The organism is Modestobacter caceresii (assembly GCF_000761485.1).
Taxonomy (GTDB): domain Bacteria; phylum Actinomycetota; class Actinomycetes; order Mycobacteriales; family Geodermatophilaceae; genus Modestobacter; species Modestobacter caceresii.
The window spans coordinates 20,454-32,363 of sequence record NZ_JPMX01000041.1; the positions used below are offsets into that span (position 1 = coordinate 20,454).

The 11,910-nt window shown below is 74.6% G+C and carries 11 protein-coding genes; 4 read left to right on the plus strand and 7 right to left on the minus strand.

Annotated features, from left to right (window positions below):
- The first annotated feature begins 89 nt into the window (after positions 1-89).
- Positions 90-1,217, plus strand: a complete 1,128-nt coding sequence (locus tag IN07_RS10225) for an NDMA-dependent alcohol dehydrogenase (RefSeq protein WP_036335589.1) — start codon at positions 90-92, stop codon at positions 1,215-1,217.
- Here IN07_RS10225 and IN07_RS10230 read toward each other — a convergent pair.
- A complete protein-coding gene (locus IN07_RS10230; protein ID WP_081975316.1) occupies positions 1,196-1,807 on the minus strand; it encodes an MOSC domain-containing protein in 612 nt (203 codons plus the stop codon). The genes IN07_RS10225 and IN07_RS10230 overlap by 22 nt on opposite strands.
- A gap of 480 nt (positions 1,808-2,287) precedes the next feature.
- Between IN07_RS10230 and IN07_RS10235 the strand changes: the two genes are divergently transcribed.
- On the plus strand, positions 2,288-3,355 hold the full coding sequence (locus IN07_RS10235) for a M20/M25/M40 family metallo-hydrolase (RefSeq protein ID WP_231558093.1): 1,068 nt from the start codon (positions 2,288-2,290) through the stop codon (positions 3,353-3,355).
- A gap of 67 nt (positions 3,356-3,422) precedes the next feature.
- On the opposite strand, the gene IN07_RS10240 is transcribed toward IN07_RS10235, so the two are convergent.
- The 4 genes from IN07_RS10240 to IN07_RS10255 form a co-directional block, all read right to left on the minus strand.
- Positions 3,423-4,544: an XdhC family protein gene (locus IN07_RS10240; RefSeq protein ID WP_036335590.1), complete on the minus strand. Its 1,122-nt coding sequence runs from the start codon at positions 4,542-4,544 to the stop codon at positions 3,423-3,425.
- Positions 4,545-4,621: 77 nt separating this feature from the next.
- Positions 4,622-5,734 carry a vWA domain-containing protein gene (locus IN07_RS10245; protein ID WP_081975317.1) on the minus strand — a complete coding sequence of 371 codons (1,113 nt, stop codon included), beginning with the start codon at positions 5,732-5,734 and terminating at the stop codon, positions 4,622-4,624.
- The gene (locus IN07_RS10250) at positions 5,724-6,614 is read right to left on the minus strand and encodes an AAA family ATPase (RefSeq protein WP_197058426.1); all 891 of its coding nucleotides are present in this window, start codon (positions 6,612-6,614) and stop codon (positions 5,724-5,726) included. The genes IN07_RS10245 and IN07_RS10250 overlap by 11 nt, the downstream gene beginning before the upstream one ends.
- A 34-nt stretch (positions 6,615-6,648) precedes the next feature.
- Positions 6,649-6,915 (minus strand): hypothetical protein, encoded by a 267-nt coding sequence (locus IN07_RS10255; protein ID WP_036335593.1) that lies wholly within the window; start codon positions 6,913-6,915, stop codon positions 6,649-6,651.
- Between the two features lie 74 nt (positions 6,916-6,989).
- Here IN07_RS10255 and IN07_RS10260 point away from each other — a divergent pair, with 74 nt between their 5' ends.
- Complete coding sequence (locus tag IN07_RS10260) at positions 6,990-8,261, plus strand: M18 family aminopeptidase (RefSeq protein ID WP_036335594.1); 1,272 nt, start codon at positions 6,990-6,992, stop codon at positions 8,259-8,261.
- 18 nt (positions 8,262-8,279) lie between these two features.
- Here IN07_RS10260 and IN07_RS10265 read toward each other — a convergent pair whose 3' ends face one another.
- Positions 8,280-8,669: a hypothetical protein gene (locus IN07_RS10265; RefSeq protein ID WP_036335596.1), complete on the minus strand. Its 390-nt coding sequence runs from the start codon at positions 8,667-8,669 to the stop codon at positions 8,280-8,282.
- A 44-nt stretch (positions 8,670-8,713) separates the two neighbouring features.
- The gene (locus IN07_RS10270; RefSeq protein WP_036335597.1) at positions 8,714-10,339 is read right to left on the minus strand and encodes an acyl-CoA dehydrogenase family protein; all 1,626 of its coding nucleotides are present in this window, start codon (positions 10,337-10,339) and stop codon (positions 8,714-8,716) included.
- A 161-nt stretch (positions 10,340-10,500) separates the two neighbouring features.
- Between IN07_RS10270 and IN07_RS10275 the strand changes: the two genes are divergently transcribed.
- Positions 10,501-11,859: a glucose-6-phosphate dehydrogenase gene (locus IN07_RS10275; protein WP_036335599.1), complete on the plus strand. Its 1,359-nt coding sequence runs from the start codon at positions 10,501-10,503 to the stop codon at positions 11,857-11,859.
- The last annotated feature ends 51 nt before the right edge of the window (positions 11,860-11,910 follow it).

Sequence of the window (11,910 nt, forward strand, 5' to 3'; positions counted from 1 at the left end):
CCGCCTTGACGGCACCCACCGGCCTCCGCAGGCTGTGAGAGAGACCACATCAACGACGACGTGGTCGCTGCAGACCTGGAGGACATGACTTGAAGACCAAGGGCGCCATCCTGTGGGGAATCGGCCAGGAGTGGTCGATCGAGGAGATCGAGATCGGGGACCCCCGGGCCAACGAGGTCACCGTGCAGCTGGCGGCCTCGGGGCTGTGCCACTCCGACGAACACCTGGTCACCGGCGGCACCCCGGTCGGCTCCTACCCGGTGCTCGGCGGGCACGAGGGCGCCGGCGTCGTCACCGAGGTGGGCCCCGGTGTCACCGGGCTGGCCGTCGGCGACCACGTCGTCACCGCGTTCATCCCGGCCTGCGGGCAGTGCCCGCCCTGTTCCAACGGCCACCAGAACCTCTGCGACCTCGGCGCCAGCCTGCTGGCCGGGACGTCGATCTCCGACGGCTCCTACCGGGTGCAGACCGGCGGCAAGGACGTCGTCCCGATGTGCCTGCTGGGCACGTTCGCCCCCTACATCACCGTGCACGAGGCGTCGGTGATCAAGATCGACCCGAACATCCCGCTGGAGGTCGCCGCGCTGGTCGGCTGCGGCGTGACCACGGGCTGGGGCTCGGCGACCAAGGTGGCCGACGTCCGCCCGGGCGAGACGGTCGTGATCATGGGCGCCGGCGGCGTGGGCATGAACGCCGTCCAGGGCGCCGCGGCGGCCGGGGCGCTGCGCGTGGTGGTGATCGAACCGGTCGTCGCGAAGCACCAGTGGGCCAAGGACTTCGGCGCCACCCACGTGTTCTCCAGCGTCGAGGAGGCCACGCCGGTGGTCAACGAGATGACCTGGGGCCGGATGGCGGAGAAGGCGATCATCACCGTCGGCGACATCCAGGGGGAGGACATCCAGGCCGCGGTCTCGATGATCGGCAAGGGCGGCCGGGTCGTCGTCACCGGCATGGGCAACGCGGCCAACATGGACGTGAAGCTGAACCTGTTCGAGTTCACGCTGCTGCAGAAGGACCTGCAGGGCGCGATCTTCGGTGGCGCGAACCCGCGCGCGGAGATCCCGGCCCTGCTCGCCCTCTACCAGGCAGGTCAGCTCAAGCTCGACGGGCTGGTGACGCAGAAGTACTCCCTGGCCGAGATCAACCAGGGCTACCAGGACATGCGCGACGGCAAGAACATCCGCGGGATGGTCGTCTACACCGACGCCGACCGCTGACCGGACCCGCGCCCCGTCGGCGGACGGGGCGCGGGCCGCACGGCGGCACCCGCCTGCGCCGGGTCCAGCGGGACGGCGGTGCGCAGCACGGCCGGGCCCAGCCGAAGGACGCCGTCCGACCGTGGTGCGCAGCGGACCCCCGCCCGCCCGCGGAGCCCGCGGTGTGCGCCGGGGGTGAGCGCGAGGTCCAGCCAGGCGCACGGGTGGGCCGGCCGCCCACCGGCCAGGACGACGACCCCCTCCCCGGAGTCCAGGCTGAACGGCTCCCCGCGCAGCGCCTCGACCTCCGCACCCCGCAGGACGACGTTGCGCCGGGCGGCGAGCGGGTCCAACGGCCCGCTGCCCAGCTCGTCGGCCAGGTGGTCCAGCCCCTCGGCGGCGAGCACCGTCACCGAGGCGTCCCGGTGGGCGGGCCGGCCGAAGTAGCGGTCGCCGACGATGCCCAGCCCGGCCCGCACCTCGACCCGGTCGGTGCGCTCGACCGGTCCGGCCAGGGCAGGGTCGGGCCGGCCGTCCCAGCGGTGCGCCGGCGAGGCGAGCAGCCCGACGACCTCGACGTCGTAGCGGTACGGCAGGTCCTCGTCCGTCACCCGCCGATCGTCCCCCCTCGACTCCCTCGACCACCAAAATGGCCATTTTGGTGGTGGGCTCGGGGGCCAAAGTCGCGACTTTGGCCCCCCGGGGGGGGGTGGGCGGCCGGGGCCGAGGACTGCGAACGTGGACGGCGTGGACCGCCAGACCGCCCTCGCCCGCGCCCGCGCCGCCGAGCAGCTCGACTCCGGCGTCTTCCTGACCGACCTGGCCCGCCGGGTCGCGCTGCCGACGGAGAGCGCCGACCCCGCCCGCGAGCCGGTGCTGCGGGAGTACCTGACCGCCGAGATGGTGCCGCAGGTGGAGCGGCTGGGCTTCACCGCGCGGATCGTGGAGAACCCCGTCTCACCGCGCCACCCCTTCCTGGTCGCGCGGCGGGTCGAGGACCCCGGGCTGCCCACCGTGCTCACCTACGGCCACGGCGACGTGCACCCGCCCACCCGGAGCAGTGGCGGGACGGGCTCGACCCCTGGCGGGTCGTGGTCGAGGGCGACCGCTGGTACGGGCGCGGCGTTGCCGACAACAAGGGCCAGCACAGCGTCAACCTGGTCGCGCTGGAGCAGGTGCTCGCCGTGCGCGGTGGCCGGCTGGGCTACAACGTCACGCTGCTGCTGGACATGGGCGAGGAGTTCGGCTCCCCCGGCCTGGACGAGGTCTGCCACCAGCTGCGCGACGAGCTCGCCGCCGACCTGCTGATCGGCTCGGACGGCCCGCGGGTCGCCGCCGACCGGCCCACCGTCTTCCTGGGCACCCGGGGCGCGGTGAACCTGACGCTGTCGGTGCGTGCCCGCGCCGCGGCGCACCACTCCGGCAACTGGGGCGGCGTGCTGAGCAACCCGGCCACGGTGCTGGCCAACGCGCTGGCCAGCCTGGTCGACGGCCGCGGGCGGTTGCTGGTCGAGGGCCTGCGCCCGGACGGCGTCCCCGAGCCGGTGCGGCGGGCGCTGGTGGACGTGCCGCTGGACCAGGGGCCGGACGCACCCGCCATCGACCCGGAGTGGGGTGAGCCCGGGCTGACGCCCAGCGAGCGGCTGTTCGGCTGGAACACCCTCGAGGTGCTGGCGATGACCGCCGGCGACCCGGAGGCCCCGGTCGGCGCAATCCCGCCGTCGGCCCGGGCGCACTGCCAGCTGCGCTTCGTCGTCGGCACGGACGGCGGCTCGGTGGCCGACCAGGTGCGCGCCCACCTGGCCGCGGCCGGATTCGGTGCGGTCGAGGTCAGCCAGGACCTCGCGATGGCCGCCACCCGCCTCGACCCCGAGGACCCCTGGGTCGCCTGGACGCTCGCCTCCCTGGAGCGCACCACCGGCGTCCGGCCAGCGCTGCTGCCCAACCTGGGCGGGTCGCTGCCGAACGGGGCCTTCGCCGACGTGCTCGGGCTGCCGACCGTCTGGGTGCCGCACTCCTACCCCGGCTGCGCCCAGCACGCCCCGGACGAGCACCTGCCGATCGGGCTGGTCCGGGAGTCCCTGCAGGTCATGGCAGGCCTGTGGTGGGATCTCGCCGAGCTCGCCCCCGCCTGGCCCCCGCCGTCCCACCCGTCCTGACCCACCACCACCACAATGGCCATTGTGGTGGCCCGGCTGAGGGCCAAAGTCGCGACTTCGGCCCCTGCTAGCGGTCGGCGGTGCGGTGGATGGGGCCGGCGACCTCGGCCAGGCGCTCGCCGGTGCCGCCCCAGCGGCCGGCGATGATCTCCGCGGCGATCGAGACGGCGGTCTCCTCCGGGGTGCGAGCGCCGAGGTCCAGCCCGACCGGTGAGGCGAGACGGACCAGTTCGTCCTCCGTCAGCCCGGCCTCGCGCAGCCGGGCCAGCCGCTCGTCGTGGGTGCGCCGCGACCCCATCGCGCCGACGTAGGCGACAGGCAGTCGCAGCGCGACCTCCAGCAGCGGGACGTCGAACTTCGGGTCGTGGGTGAGCACGCAGAGCACCGTGCGCTCGTCGATCGCCCCGGCGTCCACCTGGGCCTGCAGGTACTTGTGCGGCCACTCCACGACGACCTCGTCGGCGTCGGGGAAGCGGCGGGCGGTGGCGAACACCGGCCGGGCGTCGCAGACGGTCACCCGGTAACCGAGGAACGACCCCACCCGGGCGACGGCGGCGGCGAAGTCGATCGCGCCGAACACCACCATCCGGGCCGGCGGGGCGAAGGAGGAGACGAACAGGGTCAGCTCGTCGCCGCGCCGCTCGCCGTCGTGGCCGTAGGTGAGGGTCGCCGTCCGGCCGGCGGCGAGCATGCCGCGGGCGTCGTCGGCGACGGCGTCGTCCAGCCGCTGGGCGCCGAGCGTGCCCGAGGCGCGGTCCGGCCAGAGCACCAGCCGCTTGCCGAGCCGGTCGGCCGGGCCCTTCACGCAGGTGACGACGGCGACCGGCTCGTGCGCGCCCACCGACGCGGCCACGTCACCGAGCTCGGGGAAGGACTCGCGGGAGATCGCCTCCACGTAGACGTCGAGGATCCCGCCGCAGGTCAGGCCCACGGCGAAGGCGTCGTCGTCGCTCACCCCGTACCGCTCCAGGGTGGGCTCGCCGCTGGCGAGGACGTCCTGCGCCTCCGCGTAGACCGCGCCCTCGACGCAGCCGCCGGAGACGCTGCCCACCGCCGTCCCGTCCGGGCCGACCAGCATCGACGCCCCCGCCGGGCGCGGCGCGGACCGCCAGGTGCCCACCACGGTGCCCACGCCGACGGTCTCCCCCGCCTGCCACCACCCGACCAGGTCGTCAAGAACGTCGCGCATGAGAGAACTCCTTCCGGCCTCGTCCAGAGGCTCGTCCCGAGCCCGCGAGGGATGAGGAGGACGAGGTCCTTCCACCTTCAGGCACGCGTGATCACTCCTGCCAGTTCCTCGAAGGCGGCCAGGCTGTGCCCGGCGACGAAGCAGTCGACCGACGGCAGCGCCGCCACCATCCCGCCGGTCAGCGGCTCGTAGCCGGCCCGGCCCTTGTGCGGGTTGACCCAGACGACGGCGTGCGCCAACCGGGCCAGCCGGGCCATCTGCTCACCCAGCAGCTCCGGGCCGCCACGCTCCCAGCCATCGCTGCAGACCACCACGATCGCGCCGCGGGCGGTGCCGCGCTGGCCCCAGCGGTCCAGGAACGCCTTGAGCACCTCGCCGATCCGGGTGCCACCGGACCAGTCGGGGATCGCCGAACCGCTGGCGGCCAGCGCCTTGTCCGGGTCGCGCAGCCGCAGCTCGCGGGTCACCCGGGTCAGCCGGGTGCCGATGGTGAACACCTCGGTGCTGGCCGGCCGGGCCCGGACGGCGGCGTGCCCGAACCGCAGCAGCGCGTCGGCGTAGGGGCTCATCGACCCGGAGACGTCGATCAGCAGCACCACCCGGCGCGGGCGCGGCCGGGCCCGGTGGTGCACCAGCCGGGTGATCTCGCCGCCGTCACGCAGCGCCCGCCGGACGGTGCGGGCCCGGTGGATCGCCCCGTGCGCCGACGGGCTGCGCCGCCGTGACGCACGCATCGGGCTGGCCGGGACCAGCAGCGCGAACAGCCGGCGCAGCTGGTCGCGCTCGGCCACGGTCAGCTCGGCGACGTCCCGGTGCCGGAGCACCTCCTCGCCGCTGGCCTGGGTGGCCAGCTCGGTGGGCTCCCCGCCCTCCTGGCTGCCCTCGCCGGTCTGCAGCGGCGCGGACTGGGCGACCCGCTGCTCCTCCGCCCCCGACGGCCGCCGGGCGCGCGGCGCCTCGCCCCCGAAGTAGGCGGCGAAGCCGGCGTCGTAGCGCTCGAGGTCGTCGGGGCTTGCGCAGAGGGTCAGCCGACCGGACCAGTAGACGGCGGTGGGGTCGAGGACGTCGAGGTGCGCGACCGCGGCCAGCATCGCCTCGACCCGGTCGGGGGAGGCGTCGACGCCGGCGTGCCGCAGCGTCCGGGCGAACCCGAGCACGGTCGTGACGACGTCCCGCTGCTCACCCACCACCGAACAGCGCTCCCCGGGCGAGGGCGTGCACGCGGTCGGTGTCCTCCCGGTACTTCAGCACCGCCCCCAGCGTGCGGGCCGCGGTGTCCGGGTCGAGCTCGCGGGCGCCCAGGGCGTGCAGGGCGGTCGCCCAGTCCATCGCCTCGGCGACCCCGGGCGGCTTGAGCAGGTCGAGCTCGCGGAGCCGGGCCGTGGCGCGGGCGACCTGACGGGCCAGCTCCTCGGTGACGTCGGGCAGCCGGCGGCGCAGGATCGCCACCTCGCGCTCGAAGTCGGGGTGCTCCAGCCAGTGGTAGAGGCAGCGGCGCTTGAGCGCGTCGTGCACCTCGCGGGTGCGGTTGGAGGTGAGGACGACGAGCGGTGGCGTCTGCGCCCGGATCGTCCCCAGCTCCGGGATCGAGATGGTGAAGTCGCTGAGCACCTCGAGCAGGAACGCCTCGAACTCGTCGTCGGCCCGGTCGACCTCGTCGATGAGCAGCACCGACGGGGAGTCCTCCAGCGCCTGCAGCAGTGGGCGGGCCAGCAGGAACCGGCGGTCGTAGAGCGAGGCCTCCAGCTCCTCGGCGCGCTCGGCGGTACCCGCGGCCTCGGCGGCGCGCAGGTGCAGCAGCTGGCGGCCGAAGTCCCAGTCGTAGAGGGCGTGGCTGGCCTCCAGGCCCTCGTAGCACTGCAGCCGGTAGATCGGCCGGCCGGTGACGTCGGCGAGTGCCCGGGCCAGCGCGGTCTTGCCGACCCCGGCCTCGCCCTCCAGGAACAGCGGGCGGTGCATCACCAGCGCCAGGTAGGCCGCCGTCGCCAGGCCCTCGTCAGGCAGGTAGCCGGTGCCCTCCAAGGCAGCGGCCAGGGCTGCGGGGTCGGCGGGCAGCGTGGGCTCGGTCACAGGTCGCAGCATCCCATCCGCACCGCGATGGTGATCAGTCCGCCGTCATGACCGTCAGGTACTCGTCGTAGCTGGCGATGACGTCCTCCAGGTCGACGGTCTCCGGGAAGTCGGCGACGTCCTGGTGCCTGCGCAGGAACTGCACGGTGCGCAGGACCACGTCCTCCTCGTCGTCGGCGCCGAGCTGGTCCATCACCTCGGGGGTCACCTTGAACCAGGTGCGCACGTCCTCCAGCTCGCTCGGCTGGGTCACGAGGTAGCCATGCTCACCCTGGGCATCGATCTCGATGTCGTCGGCCATGCACCCGACCTACCCGCGCTGCCCACGCCAAACGCGGGTCGGACGGGACCGAGCCGGTCGAGCAAGATGGGCCCATGCCGGACCTCTCCCTCGGTGACGACCTGCGGGCCTTCGTCGACACCTCCCCGTCCCCGTCGCACGCCGTCGCGGAGCTCGCCCGGCGGCTGCGCGCGGCCGGCTTCACCGAGCTCGCCGAGGCCGACCGGTGGGAGCTGGCCCCCGGCGGTCAGCACTTCGTCGTCCGGCACGGCAGCCTGATCGCGTTCCGGGTCGGCAGCGCCTCCCCGGCCGAGGCGGGGCTGCGGCTGGTCGGCGCGCACACCGACTCCCCCACGTTCAAGGTGCGGCCGCGCGACGACGTCCGCCAGGCCGGGTACCGGCTGGTCGGCGTCGAGCCCTACGGCGGCGGGCTGTGGCACACCTGGCTGGACCGGGAGCTCACGGTGGCCGGCCGGGTGGCACTGCGCGGCGGCGGCACCGCACTGGTGCGGCTGCCCGGTGCGGCGCTGCGGCTGCCGTCGCTGGCGATCCACCTGGACCGCAGCGTGCGCGAAGGCCTGAAGCTGGACCCGCAGCGGGAACTGGTGCCGGTCTGGTCTCAGGACCTGGGCACCGAGCCGGGCCTGCGAGAGGCGCTGGCCACCGAGGTGGGCGCGGCCGTGCAGGACGTCGTCGGGCACGACCTGGTGCTCGCCGACACCCAGCCGGCCGGCCGCACCGGCGCCGACGGCAGCTGGATCGCCGCGCCGCGGCTGGACAACCTGGCCAGCTGCCACGCCGGGGTGACGGCGCTGATCGCCGCGGCGGCCACCAGCCGCACCCAGCTGCTGGTCGCCAACGACCACGAGGAGGTGGGCAGCGGCTCGATGTCCGGGGCGCGCGGCAGCTTCCTGGAGGACGTCGTCCGCCGGCTGGTGGCGGTCCTGGACGCCGGTGACCCGCAGGCGCTCCCCCGGGCACTGGCGCAGTCCCGGCTGGTCTCGGCGGACATGGCGCACGCCGTCCACCCGACCCGTTCCGACCGGCACGAGCCCGGCCACCAGCCGCAGCTGGGCAGCGGGCCGGTGCTGAAGGTGAACGCCAACCAGGCCTATGCCACCGACGCGGTGACCAGCGGCTGGTTCGCCGAGCGTTGCGCGGAGGCGTCGGTGCCGGTGCAGTGGTTCGTCACCCGCGCCGACCTGCCCTGCGGGAGCACGATCGGCCCGCTGACGGCGACCCGGCTGGGCATCGCGACCGTCGACGTCGGCGCACCCATGCTGGCCATGCACTCGGCCCGCGAGCTGGCCTCGGCCCTCGACGTCCCGCTGATGGTCGGCGCGCTGACCGCGTGCTTCGCCGACTGATCCGTCCCCCGGGCGGGGTCAGGCGTCGAGCCGACTGCGGCCGGTGGCCCGGCCGACCCCGACGGCGACGAGCAGCGAGCCGAGGAACAGGCCCACGGCGATCAGCAGGGCACCGACCAGGAAGAGCCCGGTCTCGTCCTGGAGCGCGGCGTCGACCGTCCAGCAGAGGGTGAACGGCACGGTCACCACGAGCGCAGCGACGAGCGGCCGCTGCACCCACCCGGCCAGCACCGCCGCGGCCAGCAGCGTCAGCACGCAGCCGATGACCTGCCACTCCGCGTAGGGGCCGGAGGTGGTGCTGGTGGCCGGGTCGAACTGGTACTCCCGGTCCCAGGCGAGCCACGCGGCCCAGGCGAGCACGCTGAGCGCGGCCGCTCCGGCGGTCCAGGTGCGTCGACGTCCGGTCATGCGGCGGAGGATAGGGCGGCAGGCATCCCGCCGGTGGGACGAGGTCAGGCGCGAGCGGCGATCGCGGCGAGGTCCAGGCCGGCGTCCAGCGCCCCGTACTCGAGGCTGCGGTCGGCCCCGAGACGGGCCGCGACGAAGGCGTCGGCGACGGCGGCCGGCGCCTCCCGGATCAGGACGGCGCCCTGCAGGGCGAGCGCCAGCGCCTCCACGACCCGGCGGGCGTGCTGCGGGGCGCTCCCCGGGTCGGCCTGCACCCGGCCGATGAGCGCCCGGGTGGCCTGCACGTGCGCGTCGAAGGCCCGGTGCTGGCCCAGCGCCGAGGCGACCTCCTCGTCGACGGCGGCCACCGACTCCGGCTCGCGGGCCAGTGCCCGGAGGACGTCGAGGGCGATCACGTTGCCCGAGCCCTCCCAGACCGCCATCACCGGCTGCTCCCGGTAGCGACGGGCGAGCGGGAAGGCCTCGGTGTAGCCGTTGCCGCCCAGGCACTCCAGCGCCTCGTAGGCGTGGTGCGGCCCGCGCTTGCACACCCAGTACTTCGCCACGGGGGTGGCGAGCCGGCGGAACGCGACCGACTCGGCGTCCTCGCTGTCGTACGCCGCGGCCACCCGCAGCGCCGTCCAGGTGGCGGCCTCGGCCTCCAGCTGCAGGTCGGCGACGACGGCGGTCATCGCCGGCTGGTCGATCAGCGTCGAACCGAAGGCGCTGCGGTGCCGGGTGTGCCAGGCGGCCTCGGCGACGGCCTGCCGCATGCCGGCGGCGCTGCCCAGCACGCAGTCCAGCCGGGTCTGCCCGACCATCTCGATGATGGCGCGGACCCCGCGCCCCTCCTCCCCGACCAGCCAGCCGACCGTGCCCTCCAGCTCGGTCTCCGAGGAGGCGTTCGACCGGTTGCCCAGCTTGTCCTTGAGCCGCTGGATGCGGAACACGTTGCGGTCACCGCCCGGCAGAACGCGGGGCACCAGGAAGCAGGAGAGGCCGGTGCCGGTCTGGGCGAGCACCAGGAACGCGTCGGACTGCGGGGCCGAGCAGAACCACTTGTGCCCGGTCAGCCGCCAGCTGCCGTCGCCGGCGTCGACGGCCCGGGTGGTGTTGGCCCGCACGTCCGAGCCGCCCTGCTTCTCGGTCATCGCCATGCCGAAGACCGCGGAGGACTTGGTGGCCGGGTCGCGCAGCTCGGGGTCGTAGTCCCGGGAGAACACCTTGGGCAGCCACACGTCGGCCAGCTCCGGCGTCGCCCGCAGCGAGGGGACGACGGCGTGGGTCATGCTCACCGGGCAGGCGTGCCCGGGCTCGACCTGGGCGAAGAGCATGAACGCCGCTGCCCGGGCGACGTGCGCACCGGGCCGCGGCTCCGCCCAGCAGCTGGTGTGCGCGCCGTGCGCGATCGCCGCGGCGCTGATCCGGTGGTAGGCGGGGTGGAACTCGACCGCGTCGACCCGGTTGCCCCAGCGGTCGTGGCCGGCGAACACCGGCGGGTGGGTGTTGGCGAGTTCGGCGTCCCGCTGGAAGTCGGCCTGCCCGACGAGCGACCCGACCTCGGCGAGGTGGTCGGCGGCCCATCCGGCGCCGTGGCGCTCGACCGCCTCGGTCAGGGCCGGGTTGGTCGAGTACTCGTCCAGGTCGACCCGCGGCGGCGCCTGGTTGAGGACCTCGTGCGTGCTGCTCACTGCGCCTCCTCACCGACGTGTCCCGGTTCCCCAGGAGTGGACCACGGCCGTTCGCCGGATCGGCTGATCAGGCGTCCCGGGGTTCAGGGCTGCGAGCCCTGGGCAGGGCGAGAAGGGGCCCTGCGGACGGCGGGCCCGCCACGACGACGGAGAGGACGACGATGCAGGCGACCCTCGTGGTGCTGGGCGGGACGGGTGACCTCGCCGGCCGCCTCCTCCTCCCGGGGCTGGCCCAGCTGGTCCAGGCAGGTGCGCTCGACGGCGACGTCGACGTGCTGGCGGTGGGCCGGGACGACTGGTCGGAGCAGGAGTACCGGGAGTGGGCGCGGACCCGGCTCGCCGAGCACGCCGGCCACGTGCCCGAGGAGGCCCAGGACCGTCTGGTCGACCTGCTCGGCTACGAGCGCGGCGACGTCACCGCCCCCGACGACCTGCGGCGGGTGCTGGCCCGCGTTCCGGGCCGCCCGGTGGTCTACCTGGCCCTGCCGAACACCGTCTTCCTCCCCACCCTGGAGGCGCTCACCGAGGTCGAGCTGCCCGAGGGGACGACGATCGCCGTGGAGAAGCCCTTCGGCCGCGACGAGGCCGACGCCCGGGAGCTCAACGCCGTCCTGCACCGGCTGGTCCCGGAGGAGCGTGCGTTCCGCACCGACCACTTCCTGGCCAAGCAGACCGTGCTCAACGTCCTGGGGCTGCGCTTCGCCAACCGGCTGTTCGAGCCGGTCTGGAACGCCTCGCACGTCGACCGCGTCGAGATCGTCTTCGATGAGACGCTGGGCCTGGAGGGGCGCGCCGGCTACTACGACACGGCGGGCGCGCTGCGGGACATGCTGCAGAACCACCTGCTCCAGCAGCTGGCCCTCGTGGCGATGGAACCGCCGAACGCGGTCGACGGCGCCAGCCTGTCCGCCCGCAAGGCCGACGTCCTGCGGGCGGTCCGGCCCCCGGCCGACATGGCCCGGGACACCGTGCGCGGGCGGTACACCGCCGGGACCGTCCAGGGCCGGGAGCTGCCCGACTACACCAGCGAGGAGGGCGTCGACCCGGCGCGGGAGACCGAGACGCACGCCGAGTTCACGGTGACGATCGACAACTGGCGCTGGGCGGGCGTGCCGTTCCGGTTGCGCAGCGGCAAGGCACTGGGCGCGGGCCGGCGGGAGATCGCCATCTGGTTCAAGCCCGTGCCGCACCTGGCCTTCGGTGACCAGCAGCTCCAGCCGGACGTGCTGCGGCTGGGCCTCGACCCCGACCACGTCACGCTGGAGCTGAACCTCAACGGGGCCGGCGAGCCGTTCGATCTCGAGCGCCGCGCCCTGGACATCGACCTGCCCCCGAACGACCTGTCGGCCTACGGGCTGCTGCTGCGGGAGGTGCTGGCCGGGGACGCCACCCTGTCCATCAGCGACGTGGAGGCCGAGCAGTCCTGGCGCATCGTCGAGCCGGTCCTGGCCGCCTGGTCGGCGGGTGAGGTGCCGCTGCGGGAGTACCCGGCCGGGTCGGCCGGCCCCGACCACGGCTGAGAGGGTGTTGGGTAACTGATCCAGCGCGGTCGGTGAGGGCGCGATCTGTTC